Source organism: Streptomyces sp. NPDC088246 (assembly GCF_044741025.1).
Taxonomy (GTDB): Bacteria; Actinomycetota; Actinomycetes; order Streptomycetales; family Streptomycetaceae; genus Streptomyces.
Window position 1 is genome coordinate 1 of the sequence record NZ_JBIURV010000050.1, and the last position, 18,315, is coordinate 18,315.

Consider the following 18,315-nt stretch of genomic DNA (forward strand, 5'->3'; position numbering starts at 1 on the left):
CCCAGGTGTCGCGCTACGAGATCATGGAAACAAGTCCGTCTCGCCGCAGCGCAGATCGGACAGATAGGGGGTTCCCCTATCGAACGCCCTCTCAGATCCTGCCGCCAGGTTGCTCGCCGCGAGCGACGCCGCGGTGAGCAGAACGAGGACCGAGCGAGATCCACCGAGTTCGGCTGCGAGGACGGCTTCGCCGAAGGGAGTGAGGGCACCGACGAGGGTGACAGGAGCGGTGAGCAGGCCGGAGAGGCGGCCCTGAAGCGTGTTGCACGAGGTCGCGATCTGAACATTTTCTCTGTATGCGTGGGTTGTTGAGGGCTGAGCCGGTGTGGATGGAGACGTCCGGCCGTTGGCGGCGCCGGGCCCCGCAACGCCTGGACGACCATCGGACTGTGGGTCAAGCGCCGGCTGAAGGTCGCCACCGCGTCCACATCCTTCGAGCCCCAGCATGACCTCGCGCGAGGGGAACGTCCTGGCCAGAACCTCAGCAGCGACGTTTCTGGACACCAGGGCGCGCCGCTGAGTGGCGCGGGGCATTGAAGGTGGTGATTCTCGCACGCATCAACGGCGCCCGGTGTGCAATTGGTTGCTCAGCTGCTGGAGCCGCCATTCACCGGGAGCAGCGAGCTTACCCAGCGGGGCGCTGTCGTTGAGGACCTTCTTGCCGGGTTGTCGTCGGCCACTTCGGTGAGGATGCCCGCGCCGCCTGTGGGCCCTGGGTCCAGCGAATTCACGGTGACGCTGGTCGCGCTGCTCGGGGCGGTGCTCCTCAAGGGCTTCCTGGACGCCATCGGCGTCGCCGTCGTCCTGGTCGGGATCTACCTGACCCTGAACGTTGTCGTCGTGGTGGTGGGACTGTGGCGCGTCGCCACCGCCGCGCACGTGGTCACCGACTGGACCAACGCCCTGACCACCGAGCACGGTGACCACCTGGGCACGCTGCAGACGACGGACGTCATCGTCTACGAGGTCCCCGTCCAAGGCATGCCTCCGGCCACCAATCCGCGTCCCACCGACAGCAGCGACACTCCGGACACCGACCGCACCTGGTTCCACACCACATCCACAGGGCAACCGCGTTCGGCCCAGGAGATCGTCGACAACCTCCACAAGGCCAATGCCGGCAACTCCCCCTTCGTGCTGAACGTCGGTCCTGACCTCAGCGGTCGGATAACCCAGACCTACGTCGACCGGCTGAAGGAGACCGGCAGTCTGCAGTAGCCGATGCCGCCGGGGACCCCCTCTGTGGTCAATGCCCGGGAGAGTCGCCGAGGCCATCCTGGGTTACCGCTCTCGCGCCATCCGGCCTGCCGGAACAGGTCGCCCCCGCCTGGTTTCAGGCCGGACGGGGGCGCCTTGTCGTACGCGGACGTCACGCAACTCACAGAGCGAGGAGGTGGCCTGCGGCGACCGCCGAGGCCACCGTCCCTCCGGCCACCACCGCCGAAGCCGCAAGCAGTGGAACCCTCGGCGTCCACGTCCGCAGCGTCCGGGAGCGGAAGACACGGTCCAGCAGCGCGTCCCGGCCGCGCAGCACGATCAGGCCGACGCCGGTGAGCGTCAGCGCCATGCCGAGGCCGAAGGCGACGACCATCGCGAGGGCGATGCCGACCTTGCCGGTCAGCAGGCCGGTGAGCAGGACGAGGAAGGCGGACGGCGAGGGCAGCAGGCCGCCCGACGCGCCGAGTAGCACGAGGCCTCGCCAGGTGAGGAGGGACGGGGCATCCGGGATGTGATGGCTGTGCCCGTGATCGTGCCCGTGGTCATGCCCGTGCTCGTGATCAGGCCCGTGATGGGGTTGGTGGTGCCTCCGGTGGCGCAGATGCCTCCGCAGCAGGCTCACGCCCACCCCGGCCACCACCAGCGCCGTGATCAGCTGGAGCCACCCCGTCAGCGCCGCGATGTCCGGCGTGCTGTTCGCCGCCAGCCACCAGCCGACCGCCAGGGCGGCAACCGAGAACGTGTGCATCACGGCGACGATCCCGCCCAGCCACACCGCGTCGCGCGGCCTGCCCCTGCCGCCCACCAGATACCCGGCGGCCAGCGACTTCCCGTGCCCCGGCGCGCAGGCGTGGAGCGCACCCACGGCCACGGCCACGAGCAGAGCCGGCAGGAGGGCCGCGCCGTGGTCCAGCAGTGAGGTCAGGTCGGTTGTCCAGGCCCCCCAGCCCGAAGCGGCCGGTGAGGTCGCGGCGGTTCCCGCGGCCGCCGGTTTCAGGGTCAGCGTCCGCGTCGGCTCCTGTGCCGTGTGCAGCCCGCCGGAGCCCGTGCCCGTCACCGACAGTGTCCGGTACGCCGGATCGACGTCCGTCAGCGCCGTGACCGTCAGTTCGATGCGGTCCACCTGCCGAGGGCAGACGAAGCGGAGCTTCACGCCGTCCGCCCGGCCCACACGGCACGGGCGGCCGTCCTGGTGTACGACGATGTGCGAGCGCAGATAGCCCGCCTCGTCACCGCCGGACTCGTTCTTCAGGACGGCGATGTCGTCGCGCTGCGCGGACCAGGTCGCGTCGACGGCGGTGCCCGCCGCCTCGATCTTCACGACGGGAGGGGTTCCGAAGGGGTGCGCCTGCGCCGTCCCCGCGCTGCCCAGGAGCAGCGCGAGGACGGCGGCCAGCAGGAGCAGCACCCCGTTGCGAGGTGATCGCACTGTGGTGCTTCCCCTCTACTTCCGGCGTGCGGCGAGCGCGTGGACCGTGCCGTCGTCCGTGAGGGCGAAGACCCAGTCACCGCTCACGGAGAGGGCCGAGGCCACTCCCGCGCCGAGGTTGTACGAGGCGACCCGCGTCCCGCTCGCCCGGTCCAGGACGAGCAGGCGACCGTCCCACGTCCCGACGTACACATGGGACTTCGTCACCAGCGGGTGCATCGTCGGCGAACCCGAACCGGCCGAACAGCCCATGGCGACCCGCCACTTGTCGTCCAGCGGGCTCTCCCCCGGCAGATAGCCGGACTTGGCCTCCCACACCGGCTTCGACGGATCGGTCGCGCTCGTGTCGTAGGCGCGTACGGCACCGTCCCGGCCCGCGACATAGGCGGTGTCGCCCCACACGGCCGGGCTGGTGAGCGGGGCGCGCCCCGGCTCGCAGGTGCTGCCGCCGCCCAGCTTGGACTCCCAGGTCACCGCGCCCGTCTTCGGGTCGTGCCCGCGGACGCCGTACGCCGTGAACGTCACCAGCTTCGCCTCGCCCGTGGCCGGGTCGGTCAGGACGGGCGAGGAGTGGCTGTCGATGTCGCCCGCGGTGTCCTTCACCCACAGCTGGGTACAGGTCACGAGGTCCATGGCGATGACGGTGTTGCTCGACATGGATTGCAGGTAGGCGGTGTTGGAGCCGGGCTCGCGGATCACCGTGCTGTGGGCCTGTCCCCAGGAGAACGCGGCGCCGAAGCCGCCGGGCAGCATCCCGCCGGTCTCGGCGTCCCGGCAGCGGACCGTGTAGGCGTCCTGGTAGACGGCGACCGAGCGGCGCTCCGCGCCCGCCAGCGCGAAGACGCTGACAGGTCCGCCCGCGCGGCCGTAGCGGCGCACGGTGTCCCCGCGGGTCTCCTCTCGGTCGATCGACTGCCAGGCGATGCGGCCGCTCGCCGCGTCGAGCGCGTAGATCCGGCCGACGCCGGTGGTCAGATAGACCATGCCGCCGTGGAGCGTCGGCGCCGACTCGGCGTCGCCGTCCAGGTACGTACGCCACAGCTCACGCCCGGAGACGACGTCGTACGCGAGCATCATGCTGTACGGCGAGTCGAAGGCGCGGGACGAGACGATGAGCTTGCCGTCCGCGACCACCGAGCCGTTGAGGTTGAACTGCTCGCCGGTGTGGCGGGCCCACTTGAGGTCGAGCTTCGCGCCGGGATCGTCGCCGCTCGCGGACCGCCCGGCCTCGTCGCCGCCCTGCCGCAGCCAGTCCTGCCCGGTCCTGGGCTTCGCGAGCTCGGAGTCGCGCACGATCTCGAAGGTGTTCTTCACGACGGGGAACTGCTTGCCCCGGGTGTCGTACGCGACCGACTCGGCGGTGTACGTGCCGGGCCGCAGCCCGTGCAGTGTGCCGCTCGCCCGCGTCCAGGCGCCGCGTGCGTCGGGGCAGGGCTCCGGCGTGCCGCCGGGCGGGGTGTAACAGTTCTCGTTGCCGGGTCGGGACGCCCCCTTGCCGAAGCGCACGTCCTGACGCTTCACCAGGTGCCCTCGGCTGTTGCGGACGGTCAGCACCGCCCTGGCGGGCGTGCGGCCGTCGTCCTCCGCGTACACCTCGACGGGCACTGCGGCCTTGGCGCCGTGCACGCTGCCCTGCGCGGGGCTGACCAGCGCGGCATCGTCGTCGATGTCGAACTGCCGGTGGATGCCGGTCACATGACCGGTGTCCTCGTTGAGAGGCGTGCGCGGATCGTCCGTGATCGCGCTGAAGTCGAGTACCTTGTAGTCGGGGTGGGCACCGTCGATGCCGTACGTGCCCTGGTTGTTGATCTCGACGGACCGTTTGAAGGCACCGCGCCGGAACTCGGCCTGCTGGTTGTGACCGGCGGCGACCATCCGTACGTCGTACTTGGCGAGCTCGTCGATCGTCGGCTGCATGCCGGCGCCCGGGCCCCACTGGGTGAACAGAGAGCGGTGGGCGAAGACGAACACCTGCTTGCCGACCGCGTGCCGGGCGAGGTCCCGGCGCAGCCACTCCAGCTGCGGCTTCAGCCCGCTCGCGTCGTAGTTGTCCTCGAGGACGACGATGTGGCGGCCGTTGCGGTCGAGGCTGTACCACTCGGGGGCGAGATTGCGGCGGTAGTACTCCATGCTGCCGGCGTATCCCTGGGAGGTCGCCGTGCCGCCGAAGTCGTGGTTACCCATCACCGGATAGAAGGGGTGACCGAGCCGCCCCTCCTCGAGGCCCTTGCTGAACAGGTCGTACGCGCCCTGGCGGCGCGGCTCGTCGGCGTAGTCCGTGACGGTGAGGTCACCGGTCGCGATCTGCATCGTCGCGCCGTCGACCTCGGACATCGCCTGAACCTGGCCGGTCCACTGGGGCAGCGCGCGGCGGGCCTCGTCGTCGGTGCGATTGCCGACTTCGGGGTCGGAGTTCATGACCCACTTCTCGGTGGGGTTCGAGGCGTTGCGGTCGGGTACGAGCGCGAAGTCGACGTCTGCGCCGCCGGTCTCGGCGACCTTGTGGAAGAACTGCGGGATGTAATCCTTGCGCAGCGCCGGCGTGTATCCGTCGGGCGAGACGATGCTGACGAGGTCGGTCTCGCGCCGCTTCGGGTCGATCTGCAGGCTGTACGAGCCGTCCGCGCCGGTCGTGGTCCACACGGCGCCGTCGGTGACGTCGATGCCGGGCATGGGGTGCTCGCCCTTGTCCCGCTCGCCGTTGCCGTTGCGGTCCTTGAAGACGGTGCCCTCGACGGTAACGGTGCCGACCCGATCCACGCCGTCGTCGGCGAAGGCCGCCTGGGGCGCGAGGAAGGACAGTGCGAGGGCTCCGGCGGTCGCCAGCTGCCGGCGCCGCCGGGTCCGGCGCAGTCCGCGGACGAGGAACGGCAGTCGGCAGACGACGAGCAGCAGCACGACACCGGCGGCCGTGACGAGCGCGACGGTGAGCCAGGGGAACGACGGCAGGGCGTGCGCGCCGTGGATGTCGACGAGCGGGGTGGCTGCGGAGGCGTCGACGGCCGTGCCGTCGAACTCGACAACGACCTGGGTCAGTCCGCCCTTGTCGATGAGCGGGCTCAGGTCGAGCGCGTCGACGTGGCAGCTCCACGCCAGCTCGATGACGACCCCGCCGGGCACGCCGCCGTTGTCACCGGGCACGCCCGAGCCGGTGGCCGGGCAGGGGGCCGAGAGCAGCCCGGCCGCCCACGCACCGGCCTGCTCGGGAGCCACGACGGCGTTGTGCACGATGAGGCGGCCGCTGGCGACGTTGTCACCGGGCGCGACTACGAGTTCCGCATGCTCGCGCGTGACATGCGCCAACGCGGCCTGGGCGCCGATGCCCAGCACGAGAAACAGCAGCGCGAGGGCGAGCCCGGCTGCTCTGCATATGTGTTTCATAAAGCGGACGTTAATGATCCGCTGTTCGGTTACCCGTGGGTCCTGAGCGACTTCACGGAGCCGTCCGGAAATGTTCAGCGTCCCGTTCATGGCTGTTGGGTCACGCGGGGCGCTTGAGCCCGACGGAACCGGGTGCACTTCCAACGGCTACTCGTTCAAGGGTGCCTGCGTCCGTGTCCTCGGCATCCTGAGCAAGGAACTGGCGGACCGTCCGTACAGCGCCCACCTGGACCGTCGGACCGCCACCTTGTACGAGAACCAGTGAAGCGCCCGGCGCTGCGTAACAACGACCAGCCTCAGACTCAAACACCCGACCGCATGCGAGCGGACGCGGGTTTGACCACGAAGCGTCGGGTGGGGCCGACCGGATTCGAACCGGCGTCTTCCTACATGCCGTGAAGGCGCGACGACCACTGCGCTACAGCCCCACCCTGTTCGTGATCCTAGAAGCCATCTGCGCTCCGTGCTTCCGGATTATCCGAGGGGGTGTCATCTGACCAGCTGCTTGGCTCGCCAGGCGCGGACCGGCGTGGCGCTGAGGATTGGCGGCTGGCACCTGTGCGCTCAGCGCGCGAGTGAGCAGGGCAGCATGCGGCGGCTCCGGGTCTCAGGTCTTCCGTGCCCGGAGTCCTGCCGGCGATCTGCACGCCGAGGCCCGGGACCCGTCTGAACGGGCCGAGCGGGATGTGCCGGGCCCCGGAGTGGATGCTCCGGGGTCCGGCGGTTCCTGTCTCCGGATCAGACGGCGGTGATGTTCTCCGCCTGCGGCCCCTTCTGGCCCTGGGTGATGTCGAAGGTGACGGCCTGGCCTTCCTGGAGCTCACGGAAGCCCGTGGAGTTGATGTTGGAGTAGTGCGCGAAGACGTCGGGGCCACCGCCGTCCTGAGCGATGAAGCCGAAGCCCTTTTCCGAGTTGAACCACTTGACGGTTCCGCTGGCCATGCCGGTGCCTCTCAGTCGATAGTCGGATCCGCACCGCGCGGACCCGGAGGTGATCGCCCTGGTTCTCAGGCACTGCACAGCAAAGTGCCCGCGCCGGAGCGCGGGCAGGTACTGCGAACCACGACATCTGCCGGTGACACTACATGGCGAGACCGCCCATCACCAGAGAGCAATGAGTCATCAGCGATCCCGAGTTGAGAATGTCCGCCGACAGTCACGAAGTAATCCGGACCCTGCCCGCGCGCACATGAAGGTCGCGTGGCAGGAACGGGCTTGCTCCGAGCCGGAGGCCCTTCTGGCGCCAGGGGCGTGTCGACCTCCTGATCTACGATTCGGCCGGGTCGTGGAGTGATGCGTCGGCCGGCCCCTGGCAGAAACCGGTGAACCGCACTTTCAGGCCTTCTCGCTGTGGGGAGCAGCAGAAGGGGCCGGCTGATGCTGCTGCCTCGGGTGAGAGTGGGGCGAGCCGGACCATGCGCCATGGGTCGTTGTCGCGGCGGGCCCGGATCGTCACGGCGTCGCCGTCGCGGCTGGCCCGGACGGTGATGTGACGTCCGTTCCAGTCGGGCACGGGGGCCAGGGACCAGTCGGAGTGGCCGCGGGTGGCAACGGCGCCGAGGTGCAGGACACCGTCCGTCATTTCCACGCCGGCCTTGATCCATGTCTGCTCGTCCACGCGGACCATGAGTCCGGCTTGGTCGTAGAGGGTGTCGAAGTCGGCGACGAAGGTCACTTCGATGGCTCTGGTGTCCGGCAGGGCGGTCAGCAGCGCGTGCCCGTCGTCCCGAATGAAGCCGTAGCTGGTGGTGCGCCAGAAGTCACTGTGGTTCCGGGTGGTGACCAGCAGTCCGGCGCCGTCGCTGACGGCGTCCAGGGGAGGGTTGAGCCAGGTCGCGTCGTCCCAGCCAATGGTGTGCTGGTTGCTCATGTGTCTGCTCCGTTGTGCGGGCGAGGTGGTCAGCCAGTGTTCCGGGGCGGTGAGGAGCGCCGGCAGCGTGGTCAGGTGTGCCATCGGACAGGCGTCCGAGGGGCAGGGCGGTCAGGCGTCCGGCCGCGCGGCCGTCAGCGCGCCAGGGCCGCTGCCTCCGCTGGTGATACGGATGACGGCCTCGAGGGTGAGGGCGCGTTCGTGGGGTTCGGTGTCGAGGGCACGGTGAATGGACAGTCCTTCGATGAGGGCGTCGAGCTGACGGGCCGTTGCCGGGTCGAAGTGCCGTTCCAGGGCGCGGCGGCTGCGACGCATCCATTCCCGGGTCAGTTCCCGGTAGGTGGGCTTGCGTGCCGCGAGGGTGTGACGACGGCTCCGGCACCGATGACGCTGTTGTCACCGATACTCACCCCCGCCAGGACGATTGCTCCGCCTCCGAGCCAGACGTTGTCGCCGATCGTGATCGGCTTGGCGGCCTCCAGCCTGTCACGGCGCGGCTGCGGTTCCACGGGGTGGGTAGGGGTGAGCAGCTGCACGTTGGGGCCGATCTGGCAGTCCCGGCCGATGGTGATGGGAGCCACGTCCAGGGCGGTGAGGTTGTATCGACGACGGCGCGGTCCGCTACGACCTGGACCGCCACGAGCACGCCACCCCGAACGACACCGTGAGCCTGCTCCCGCCGCAGGTTCCGCACAACGGCTCACCTGCCACCCCTCACGGGTTCCGCAAGCGTGTTCTCTATCTCGACATGTCGCAGCTGGACGAGCGCTTCATCGGCCCGGCGGTGGACGGACCGGACCTCACCGATCACGTCCTGCGCAGACGCATCGGACAACTGCACACAGCCCTGGCCAACCGGGGCGACGAGTTCGAGGCGGAGAGCCGTCTGGCCCTCATCAGCGAGCGCCTGCGCGAGCACCTGCGCCCCAGGCCGGCCGTCGGCAGAGCGGGGCCCGACCGCGGTGTCGCCCAGGACCTGCGTGACCTCCTCGACGAGCGATTGCTCGAAGCCATCACCCTGGCCGAAGCCGCACGCCTGGTCCATGCCCACCCCACACACCTCGTGCGTGCCTTCAGCGCCGCGTTCAGCATCGCGCCCCACCAGTACATGACGTCCCGCCGCGTCGACCTGGCCCGCCGTCTGCTGCTCGACGGACAGCCGCCGGGCAAGGTAGCGGCCGCCACCGGCTTCTACGACCAGTCCCACCTCACCCGGCACTTCAAGCGTGTCATGGGCATCGCCCCAGGCCAGTACGCCCATGCCGGGGCAGCCAGTTGAGCAGGGGCCGCCCGCACGGGCCTTGGCCCCGGAGCGTGGACACCTGAGACGCGGATCTTGAGGATCTGAGAACGGACATGTCGTGGCAGCCGACCGGGCGGCCCGCCGGACAGCCGACGCGCAGCTCGCCGCCCGGATGCGCAGGATTCGGACGGCACTACGGCGTCCCGAGGATCACCGCCGAACTGCGCGCGTACGGCGAGCGCGTCAACCACAAGAAGACTGCCCGGGCCATGCGCCAGGTCGGCCTGGCCGGTCTGCGGCTGCGGCACAGGCACCGCACCACCGTCGCGGACTCGGCCACCCCTGCCCTTCACGGCACCGTTACCGTTGCCGCGATTCGGCTCTGGCTCCGCTCATAACCCGTAGGACAGCCCTCAGGCGCTCGGCTGGGTGAAGCGGATGCTGTTGCCGAAGGGGTCGCGAAGGCCACAGTCGGTTCCGTACGGACGATCGGTCGGCTCCTCGGTGAACTCGACGCCCCGGCCCAGCAGCGTCTCGTACGTCTTGCGGCAATCGTCCGTGCTGAAGATGAGCGAGCCACCCATCACTCCCTTGGTCACCAGCTCACGGATCTGCTGCGCCGTCTCCTCGGACATCGCCGGGGCGCCCGGCCTCTCCAGCAGGATCTGGCGCTCCGGGTGACCCGGGACACTGACGGTCAGCCAGCGCATGAAGCCCAGATCGATGTCGGCGTTGACCTCCAGACCAAGCTTTCCGACGTAGAAGTCAAGGGCCTCGTCCTGGTCGAGGACGTAAATCTGCGAGTGCGTGATGGCGTTGAACATGTGCATCACGCTACCGGGCAAGCCGGACGAAAACTTATCCAAAACTGCTCAATGGACGGACGGTGCGGGCAGTGCGGACGCTCAGGCTCTCGGCCGCATCCACGCCATCGTGAAGCACGTCGGTACGCTCGTGGCCGTCGCTTCCTTGCGGTACGTCCTCGGTGACCGGCCGACGATGTCGCGGAATGTGCGGCTGAAGGTTCCTGGGCTGCCGAAGCCGACTTGGAAGCAGATGTCCGTCACACTCCGGTCGGTCTCCCGCAACAGGAACATCGCACGCTCGACACGGCGGCGCTGCAGGTAGCGGTGTGGCGTCTCGCCGAACGTGGCCCGGAAGGTGCGCGTGAAGTGCGCCGGGGACACATGCGCGATCCGGGCCAGGGCCGGGACGTCCAGCGGCTGCGCATAGGCCCGGTCCATCGCATCCCGTGCCCGAAGCATGCGGCGGTTGGTCTCTTCTGCAGCGCGACTCACGGCGCCATCACACCACGGCTCACCGCCGTCCGTGGCAGATCCAGTGCCCCATCCACTCCCTCCCCTCCCCTCCCCTCCCCTCACGAGCTGGCACACACGACGACCCGCGCCCAGCGGTACTACCGAAGTACTTCAACTGTCTTTTCAGGAAGGTTCATTCACCGGTCCTCCCGGGCCGCGCCGCGGAAGTCGGCGTTGGCGTATATGCGGGGCCTGGCTGCGCCGCTGGAGCGCAATATCGGCTGGACTCCGGCTGAGGCCGGTCAGGTGTGCAGCATGTACAGGATCTCGCACAGCACCTCCCGGTCCGGCAACGGCTTGCGGCCCGGATACCGGAAGCGCCAGTCGCGCTGCGGCAGCAGCGGCTCAAGGCGGTCCCACAGCTCATCCGACACGGTCCACGGCGGCGCCCCCACACCGGACCGAACGCTCAACTCCCCTGCCAGACATGGCCATCAAGGCCGATCCACCTCATGGTGTCAGCCGTCGTAAACCTCAGCGCACGAGCTCGGGATCTCCTTCCTTGGCAATCCGCGCATGCTTCGAAGCGGTGACAGGAAGTACGGGATGGTGCTCAACGTCATGCCGGCGGCACCGATCCACAATGTAGCTTTTGCTCCGAACACAGAGCCCGAAGCTCCTCCCAACAGCCCGCCGAGCGGAATGCCGCCCCAGGACACGAACCGGGCTGTCGCGCTCATCCGGCCCAGGAGCCGATCTGGCGTGAGGGTCTGTTGGAGGCTTGATTGAGCCACAAAGCGGATGACTCCGCCCAGGGAAAGGGTCGCGAGTCCGAGCGCAGCCACATACACGCTCCACCCCGGATGCGCCAACGGCATCAGGACTGTCAGCGGACAGGTGACAAGTGGTGCGAGCCAGATGACCGGACCCTGCCCGACCCGCTTCGAGACCCTGGTTGCCCACAGCGCGCCCAGCAGGGCACCACAGCCCATTCCCGACAGAATGAGGCCGATACCGAAGGACTCGAGATTTATCTCCCTCTCCAAGAAGACCAGCAACATGGTTTGATACATGACCAGGAAGAGGTTGAATATTGCATCCCCCAGGATGATTGCACGCAGGACGGGATGCTTGAGGACAAACTTCAACCCTTCTTTGATTTCTCGAAGCAGTTGAGGGTGCTCACTCGGCTCCGGCTTCTGTTCGCGTTTGCGGATACCGGTTGCGAGCAGACCTGAAATCGCCATCCCGGCCGAACTCACCAAAAGCGTTACAGGGGCTCCGAGCCAGCCGACAAGCGGCCCTGCCATCCCTGGTCCACCGATACTGGCTACCGAGCGTATCGCCGAGAGCTTTGAGTTTCCTTCAACGAGATTGCCGCGTCCCACCAGATGCGGCAGATAACTCACGTACGCGACATCGAAGAAGACTGTCAGCACTCCATGAACCAACGCGACTGCGTAGAGCCACCAGATCGTCAGAAGCTCGGACCACCACGCCACCGGTATCGTCAAGAGAGCCACCGCCCTCGCGAAATCAATGCTGATCATCACTGATCGTTTCCGCATACGGTCCACCCACGCGCCTGCCGGTAGCCCGACCAGGAGTGAGCCTGCCGTGGTCATCGCGGCCAGTAGTCCAACCTGGAACTCGTCAGCATTCAGTGCCACGATCGCAACCAGAGGCAACGCGAGAAAAATGATGCGATCGCCCAGCTGACCGAGCGCGGTGGCGGCAAACAGTCGCCCGAAGTCCGGATCACGCAGGAGTCCGAGTCGGGAGGGTATCGACATTCGAGTCACCTACTGTCGGATTTGAAATATCGCTCTACTGGCTTCAACGGCTACGGCTGGTCGACCACGAACTCGTAGGCCACTTCCCGGCACACGTCCGGAATGACGATGTCGGCGGTTTCCACCGGACGTCCGTCGGTGTCGTAGATGGTCCGCTCGATCTGGAGCACCAGGTCCCCGACGCTGATCCCCAGTAGGTTCGCCTGCACCTGGGTGGCACGAGCCGGGCGCGGCAGCTCGACCACGGTCTCGATATCAACGCCGATGGAGCGCATGCGCTCAACCACCCCCTTTCCCGCGAGGGGTCCCGTCTCGGGCAGCACGATCGGCGTTCCGTCCGTGATGGCCATCGGCTCCCAGGATTCGGAGAGCTGGACGGGTTGCCCGTCGGCGAGGAATTCGTAGTGTGTCTTGACGCAGGGGTCTTTGGGGCTGATGGCGAGCCGCTCGGCGATTGCCTCAGGAGCGGGGACGCGTGTCTGGCTGTGCGAATCCCAGGCGCCGGCCTTGCCCCGCTCCTTCATACCGGCGAGGGAGGGGGAACCGTCCCGGCGTTCGCGTTGCCGCGAGCGGACCATCCGCAGGCGCTCGCGCGGCATGCGGACGTAGGTGCCCGAGCCCGCGCGTCCTTCGAGGAAGCCCTTGATGATCAAGCGATCCATGGCCCTCTGCGTGACGTTGCGCCCGACCCCGTACTCCTCGGCGAGCTGCGCCCGGGACGGCAGGCGCTCCCCGATCTCCCACTCTCCCGCGAGTATCCGTGCGCGCAGCGCTTCGGATACTGCAAGGTACGGGGCCTCTCTGGGCATTTGTGACCCTCCGGTTGCTCTGCTGCGCGGCAGCGGGTGATTCCAGGCGGCGTTGGCAAGCTACCGCACCAGGCAAAAGCTGCTGGAGTAGAAATACGCTCGGTGCTCAAGCGGCTGCGGAGGTTCGTGTGAAGCCAGTTGCTGCCGCTGCTCGACGCGATTCCGCCGGTTCTCCGCTGCCGGCCGTCGTCGTCTCCCATCCGGGTGGCGGCGTGAAGGAGCAGACCGCGAGCCTCTACGCCGAACGGCTCACCGAGCTCGGGTACGTGACCCTCGCGTTCGACGCGTCCCACCAGGGCGTCACGAGGTGGTCGACGGCGGAGCGGAATTCCTCGACGCGCGTGGCCAGGTCTTCGAGGTGCCGCGGTTCGCCGCCGCTCCGGCCCGGGCTGTCGCCTACCGGCCTTCCCCCCAGCTTCCGGTGCACCCGTGACAGGACGACCGCGAACACGATCAGAACGATGTACCAGTGCGGCAACGGAAACGAGCCGGAGCGCCCGGAGCGCAGCAATGCCGGCGGCAGCACGGGCAGCGCACGCGACGAGGCGCTCCGCCCAGGCACGGCCGGTGACCCTATCGGGTAATCCACCTGCCGAGGGTTTGGTCGGGAGACGCCGGCGCAGGATGCAACGGGCAGACACGCCCCGGCACACGAGCGGGGTGGGCTTGAGCTGTGGGGATAGCGGTGGGTGACTGTTCGAGATGCGTGGGTGCCGGGGCACTGTTTCGCTGATGAGGCCCGCTCTTCCCGACAGATCCAGGAGTGATCATGAGCGTTGCAGGTGAATCCGGTCGTGCCCAGCAGATGCGTGCCAAGGCGCAGGAGATGAAGGATGAGGCCGCGCGCACCTCGGACCCGAAGGAGCGTAAGCGGCTGACGGACCAGGCCCGCCGACTGCAGGAGCAGAGCGAGCAGGAGAGCCGCGGCGGCAACCAGAACATGGACCCCATGTAGCCGTCCCCCGCTCAACACGCCGGCCGGTGTTCTCCGGCGCTCAGAGCGCCGGAGAACACCGGCCGGCCCCTGTGTCACTGTGAACGACGTGCCCTGCCGGAGCGCTACGGTTCGTCGAAAGGCAGTAGACGAGGGGCGTCACAGTTCCGGTACGCACAGCCGTCGCCAGGAAATTGACGAGCGTTCCGTTACCCGTACGCGAAGAGGTGGTCACCGGAAGATCCGGTGACCACCTCCGGCGTATCGCGGATGCTACTCGCAGGTGCCCGCGAACGTCCCGCGCGTCACCACGTCCGTCGCAGCGGCCGTGGTGTCCAGCCAGACGATCCGCTGTCCGTCACCGAGCGACGGGGCCAGCTGCGAACCGGAGGAACACGAAGCGAGACTGAAGTTGTTCAGCCCGGCCAGCACGTCCTCGGTCGTGGAGACCTTCACCTTGGTCGGGCCGTTCCAGGCGCCGAGAGCGCCCCAGAAGTCGTACGTCGAGTAGGCGAAGTACTCGTCGCTGACCGAGAACTGGGCGACGTACAGACTCTTCGGGTAGGTCAGGCTCTTCATCCGGGTCACATCTGCGGCCGGTGTCGATCCGATGGTGGTGCTCGGGATCAGGAATCCGCCGGTGCTGCGGTAGAAGACACGGTCCGAGGTGAGCTGGATGTCCGAGATCCAGTCGAACAGGAAGCCGGGGATCCGCTTGTTCTGGGTCTTCCCCGTGGCGATGTCGTAGACGTACAGGTACGTCCCGTCGCCGCCGGCCCAGGCGATGGTGCCGTTCTTCATGGCGAGGCGCGAGGCCTTGGTGCCGGCTTCGGGCGTCACGTTGACCGTGGTGCCGTCGGCCTTCAGCAGCATGACGTCCTGCTCGCCGTCGGCAGTGGTGCTGATGTAGGCGAGGGCGCCGTTCTCGGTGACCGGCTCGGTCTCGTCGGCGTCCGGGGTGTCGACCAGCTTCTTGATCGCGCCCTGGCCCTTGTCGCCGGCCTGGTAGATGCCGACGCCGGCGGCGGAGATCCGGGTGAAGACGACACGCTCGTCGTCGAGGGACGGGTCCATGAGGTAGGCGTCCGACTGCGCCAGCTCGTGCTGGGGCTTCTTGCCGAAGCGGCCGACCGTGATGCCGAAGGCGGCGCCGCCCTGGCCCCAGGCGATCGCGTCACCGTGGCCAATGGCGTAGACATCGCCACTGATCTGGGCGGCCTGCTCGTCGATGCCGCTGTAGACCTCGTAGGCGGGCAGGATGCCGGCGCCGATGGTGGTGCCGTCGTGGGTGCCGGACTTCTGCTCCCAGCCCCGCTCGATGCCGTGGTCGTCGAAGGCCCGGTCGATGGCGTCGAGGTCGGCCGCGGAGACCTTCAGGGACTTCGCGGCGAGGGTGACGGCGTTGCGCATGTCGGTGAAGCCGGACAGCGGGGTGAGGTAGTTCTGGGCGGCCCGGTAGGTGATCCGGTCGGCGAGGCCGGCGTCGATGTTCTTGCGCATGTCCCACAGCGCGCCACCGACGATGGTGGAGTTGGAGTGCACGCCGCCGTTGTCGATGTCGAGCGTGATGGGCTTGTAGTCCGTCTGCGCGTTGCGGCCGTCGTTGAGGTCGCGCAGGGCGCACTCCTCCAGCGGCTTCGTGCCGTTGCAGAGGTATTCACCGATGAGGCCGGACGTCGGGTCGCTCATCGCGACGCCCTTGTCGGCGGTCTCCATGGCGTTGCCGAAGTAGTCGGAGATCGCCTCGTTGAGGGCGCCCGACTGGTTCAGGTAGACGAGCCCGGCGGAGTGCTCGGTGACGCCGTGGGTCATCTCGTGGCCGACCACGTCCAGGCCCACGGACAGCGGCACGCCGTCCATGTGGCCGTAGACCATCTTGGAGCCGTCCCAGAAGGCGTTGGCGTAGTCCTTGCCGTTGTTCGCGACGTTGACGACGGAGTAGATCGTGCCGCCCTTGCCGTCGACACCGTCACGGCCGAGCTTGTCCTTGAGGTATTCGTAGACCTTCGCCGCGTTCAGGTGTGCGTCGACCGCGCCGGAGGACGTGTTGGTGGCTTCGAATCGGTCGCTCGCGGAGGTCGCCAGGGGAATGTCCTCGGTGACCGGGCCGCCCGCCACCAGCGAATAACTCTTGCGCTGGGCGTCGTAGGTGCGTATCTGGCCGCCGGTCCGCGCGTACATGTCCCGGGTGGAGTCGACGAGCGTGTACGACCCGCCCGTCTCCTTGTCGATGTCCAGCTCCGTCTCGGAGCCGTCCACGCGCACGCCCGTCCCCTTGGCCGGCGCGGCGTCCGCGGCGTCGATGTTGTTGTACGAGAGGGCGATACCGCCGATGTTCGCGTCGACGTACACCTCCTGACGCACGGGGCTGCCGTTGACCTCGGCGCCCGTGACGGTGAAGTGCCAGGCCAGCTTGCCGCCTCGGGCGTCCGGCAGGACGATGAGGCCGTGGCCCTCGGTCTTGGCGCCCTTGACCCGCGACAGCTTCCCGTCGAGGGAGAACATCCGCTTCTCGGCGGTGGCCTCGGAAACGCTGGGCGTGGTGGAGACCGACAGGTCCGTGTACAGGGTGCCTGTGGCGGAGGTGACGCTCTGACCGCCGTCGGCCGCCTCGGTCTGCACGGCGTATTCGGCGCCGAAGACCGGCACCCCGTGGTGCTTCTGCTGGAAGCGGACGGACGACTGCTTGCCGTCCTTGCTGGTGCTCATGGTCTTGAGGTCCGTGACCGGAAGCTTGTACGTGTCCTGGTGGGCCTTCAGGTGCGCCCGTGCGGCCTGGGCCGGAGTGCCCTCACGGACCGTGTCGTCGAGACGCTGAGTCATGGCGGGCGCGACGGGCACCCGGTCGCCGGCCACGGTCGTGGTCGGCGGGGCTTCCTCCTCGGCCCAGGCCGGTGACGTCAGCAGCGTCGAGCCGGTGGCCGCGGCTACCACTGCGGCAGCCAGAACACGGCGGAGCCGTCTTTGTCGTGTCGGAAACACGTGAACCCTCCCCTATCGCACAGATGCGTGAACTCGCCCAGCCGCGTGCGGTGCGGGGGCCCCACGCGCTCGGTGCCTAGATGTTTCGTCACGTCGGTGGGGCGTACAAGAGATGTCCCTGGCGTGAACACGCCGAGGCGTAAATACGCCTCAAACGGCCCTGTTTTCCCCCCGGTTCGGGGCGCTTTGCGCGTCCGCCTCGTCCAGCCAGCCGCTGCACGCCGCATGCCAGCCCAGCTGGAAACGGGTGGCCGCCCCCACCTCGGCCATGAGGGACTGCAGGCGGCGCTGGACGGTACGGTGCCCCATGCCGAGCTGACGGGCGATGGCTGCGTCGGTGAGTCCCACGTACAACAGGGAGACGATCTGCCGGTCCACGGCGTCGAGTCCGGCCCCGCCGGTGTGCCCGGCCCCGGGGTCCACGCCGGAGGGCAGCAGGCGCCAGCCCCTCTCGAAGTGCGCTTCGAAGAGCGAACTGAGCGCGGTGAGCAGTCCGGTACCGTGCACGGCCAGTGCGACCGGATCGACGTCGTCGCGCTCCGGGGTGAGCGGCAGCAGGGCCGTCCGACGGTCGACGATGATCAATTTAATGGGAAGTCCGTCGACTACGGAGATGTGCTGCCCCTGAGCGGCGTAGGCGGCTGCAGTCGCCGCCATTTCGGGACGTTCGAGCCAGTCGCGCTCGATGACGCTACGGAGAGCGACCCCGCGCCGCATCAGCACGTCTTCGATCTCGTCGTGGTTGTCCTCGACGGTGATCACGGCATGGACCTCACGCAGCGGCATCATGGTGCATACCTCGATGGTGGCCTGATCCTGCATCAGCAGGAGCCTGTGCCGGATCGCTGCCGCCCCCGACAGCACCTCGACCGGCGCTCCCGAGGCGTGGGCCTGGGCGGAACGGTGCCGTTCGGCCAGGGTCGTCACGAGCGACTCGACGCGACGCAAGGCCGCCCGGCGGGATTCCAGCAGGGGGCCGAGAGCGAGCCCGGGAGAGGAGGCCCGATAACGGAGGACGGCATCGCCCGCAGGTCGGGCGCTGGCAAGACCGCGCTCCACCAGGACGTCGAGGGCGCGCGCGACATCTTCTGCGCACCCCGTCGACTCGCCCGCGAGCGCGGCGGGTTCACTGTCGGGCCGGTCGACGAGGAGCCGGTACACGGCGTCCTCCAACGGCTCCAGCCCGAGGAACGTGAGCAGGGATGCCTCTGCCGCATCCGGTGCGACGCCGGACGGGCGAGGGCCATGCGCGCTCAGTGCCGTCCCTCGACGCAGCGGCACCGGGAACGACCGGGCGCCCGCATCGGACACACGCCGCGACATCGGAGTGCCCCGGTCCCTGCCGCATCGTCCGCCACTGGCCCGCCCCTTGTCGCTGTACCGCCACTGCCAGTTGA

Annotated in this window: 14 protein-coding genes, 1 tRNA gene and 5 pseudogenes; 5 read left to right on the top strand and 15 right to left on the bottom strand. The window is 68.4% G+C overall.

Annotated features, from left to right (window positions below; translation table 11 throughout):
• Window positions 1-729 precede the first annotated feature (729 nt).
• Window positions 730-1,218: pseudogene (locus ACIPEK_RS38120) on the top strand (alpha-L-fucosidase); the annotation flags it as partial.
• Between the two features lie 160 nt (window positions 1,219-1,378).
• Here the strand turns inward: ACIPEK_RS38120 and ACIPEK_RS38125 are convergent.
• Window positions 1,379-2,647 carry a hypothetical protein gene (locus ACIPEK_RS38125; protein WP_402006084.1) on the bottom strand — a complete coding sequence of 423 codons (1,269 nt, stop codon included), beginning with the start codon at window positions 2,645-2,647 and terminating at the stop codon, window positions 1,379-1,381.
• Between the two features lie 15 nt (window positions 2,648-2,662).
• Window positions 2,663-6,028: a PQQ-binding-like beta-propeller repeat protein gene (locus tag ACIPEK_RS38130; protein WP_402006087.1), complete on the bottom strand. Its 3,366-nt coding sequence runs from the start codon at window positions 6,026-6,028 to the stop codon at window positions 2,663-2,665.
• An 88-nt stretch (window positions 6,029-6,116) separates the two neighbouring features.
• Here ACIPEK_RS38130 and ACIPEK_RS38135 point away from each other — a divergent pair, with 88 nt between their 5' ends.
• On the top strand, window positions 6,117-6,293 hold the full coding sequence (locus ACIPEK_RS38135; RefSeq protein WP_402006090.1) for a hypothetical protein: 177 nt from the start codon (window positions 6,117-6,119) through the stop codon (window positions 6,291-6,293).
• A gap of 90 nt (window positions 6,294-6,383) precedes the next feature.
• On the opposite strand, the gene ACIPEK_RS38140 is transcribed toward ACIPEK_RS38135, so the two are convergent.
• The 5 genes and pseudogenes from ACIPEK_RS38140 to ACIPEK_RS38160 all read right to left on the bottom strand — a co-directional run.
• A tRNA-Ala gene (locus ACIPEK_RS38140) sits at window positions 6,384-6,456 on the bottom strand.
• Between the two features lie 310 nt (window positions 6,457-6,766).
• Window positions 6,767-6,970, bottom strand: a complete 204-nt coding sequence (locus ACIPEK_RS38145) for a cold-shock protein (protein WP_093898593.1) — start codon at window positions 6,968-6,970, stop codon at window positions 6,767-6,769.
• A 325-nt stretch (window positions 6,971-7,295) separates the two neighbouring features.
• Window positions 7,296-7,898 (bottom strand): DUF1349 domain-containing protein, encoded by a 603-nt coding sequence (locus ACIPEK_RS38150; RefSeq protein WP_402006149.1) that lies wholly within the window; start codon window positions 7,896-7,898, stop codon window positions 7,296-7,298.
• Between the two features lie 111 nt (window positions 7,899-8,009).
• A pseudogene (locus ACIPEK_RS38155) lies at window positions 8,010-8,264 on the bottom strand (TetR family transcriptional regulator); the annotation flags it as partial.
• A pseudogene (locus ACIPEK_RS38160) lies at window positions 8,225-8,500 on the bottom strand (DapH/DapD/GlmU-related protein); the annotation flags it as partial. The pseudogenes ACIPEK_RS38160 and ACIPEK_RS38155, both read right to left, overlap by 40 nt.
• Between ACIPEK_RS38160 and ACIPEK_RS38165 the strand changes: the two are divergent.
• Window positions 8,500-9,177: pseudogene (locus tag ACIPEK_RS38165) on the top strand (AraC family transcriptional regulator); the annotation flags it as partial. The pseudogenes ACIPEK_RS38160 and ACIPEK_RS38165 overlap by 1 nt on opposite strands.
• A 77-nt stretch (window positions 9,178-9,254) precedes the next feature.
• On the top strand, window positions 9,255-9,539 hold the full coding sequence (locus tag ACIPEK_RS38170) for an IS3 family transposase (RefSeq protein ID WP_402006093.1): 285 nt from the start codon (window positions 9,255-9,257) through the stop codon (window positions 9,537-9,539).
• Window positions 9,540-9,554: 15 nt separating this feature from the next.
• On the opposite strand, the gene ACIPEK_RS38175 is transcribed toward ACIPEK_RS38170, so the two are convergent.
• From ACIPEK_RS38175 to ACIPEK_RS38200, 6 genes and pseudogenes are all read right to left on the bottom strand, one after another.
• Entirely contained in the window at window positions 9,555-9,965 is a 411-nt protein-coding gene (locus ACIPEK_RS38175) for a VOC family protein (RefSeq protein WP_402006096.1), read from the bottom strand.
• Between the two features lie 81 nt (window positions 9,966-10,046).
• Window positions 10,047-10,439: a helix-turn-helix domain-containing protein gene (locus ACIPEK_RS38180; RefSeq protein ID WP_402006099.1), complete on the bottom strand. Its 393-nt coding sequence runs from the start codon at window positions 10,437-10,439 to the stop codon at window positions 10,047-10,049.
• A gap of 266 nt (window positions 10,440-10,705) precedes the next feature.
• A pseudogene (locus ACIPEK_RS38185) lies at window positions 10,706-10,885 on the bottom strand (transposase); the annotation flags it as partial.
• Window positions 10,886-10,918: 33 nt separating this feature from the next.
• The gene (locus ACIPEK_RS38190) at window positions 10,919-12,193 is read right to left on the bottom strand and encodes an MFS transporter (protein WP_402006101.1); all 1,275 of its coding nucleotides are present in this window, start codon (window positions 12,191-12,193) and stop codon (window positions 10,919-10,921) included.
• A gap of 50 nt (window positions 12,194-12,243) precedes the next feature.
• A complete protein-coding gene (locus ACIPEK_RS38195) occupies window positions 12,244-13,002 on the bottom strand; it encodes a GntR family transcriptional regulator (RefSeq protein WP_402006104.1) in 759 nt (252 codons plus the stop codon).
• A 235-nt stretch (window positions 13,003-13,237) separates the two neighbouring features.
• Entirely contained in the window at window positions 13,238-13,564 is a 327-nt protein-coding gene (locus tag ACIPEK_RS38200; protein WP_402006170.1) for a hypothetical protein, read from the bottom strand.
• Window positions 13,565-13,771: 207 nt separating this feature from the next.
• On the opposite strand from ACIPEK_RS38200, the gene ACIPEK_RS38205 reads away from it, so the two are divergent.
• Window positions 13,772-13,957, top strand: coding sequence for a DUF6381 family protein (locus ACIPEK_RS38205; RefSeq protein WP_327277295.1), 186 nt, complete (start codon window positions 13,772-13,774; stop codon window positions 13,955-13,957).
• A 252-nt stretch (window positions 13,958-14,209) separates the two neighbouring features.
• On the opposite strand, the gene ACIPEK_RS38210 is transcribed toward ACIPEK_RS38205, so the two are convergent.
• Both ACIPEK_RS38210 and ACIPEK_RS38215 read right to left on the bottom strand, forming a co-directional pair.
• Entirely contained in the window at window positions 14,210-16,918 is a 2,709-nt protein-coding gene (locus ACIPEK_RS38210) for a M4 family metallopeptidase (protein WP_402006107.1), read from the bottom strand.
• Between the two features lie 150 nt (window positions 16,919-17,068).
• A complete protein-coding gene (locus ACIPEK_RS38215) occupies window positions 17,069-18,241 on the bottom strand; it encodes a helix-turn-helix transcriptional regulator (protein WP_402006110.1) in 1,173 nt (390 codons plus the stop codon).
• Window positions 18,242-18,315: the final 74 nt, after the last annotated feature.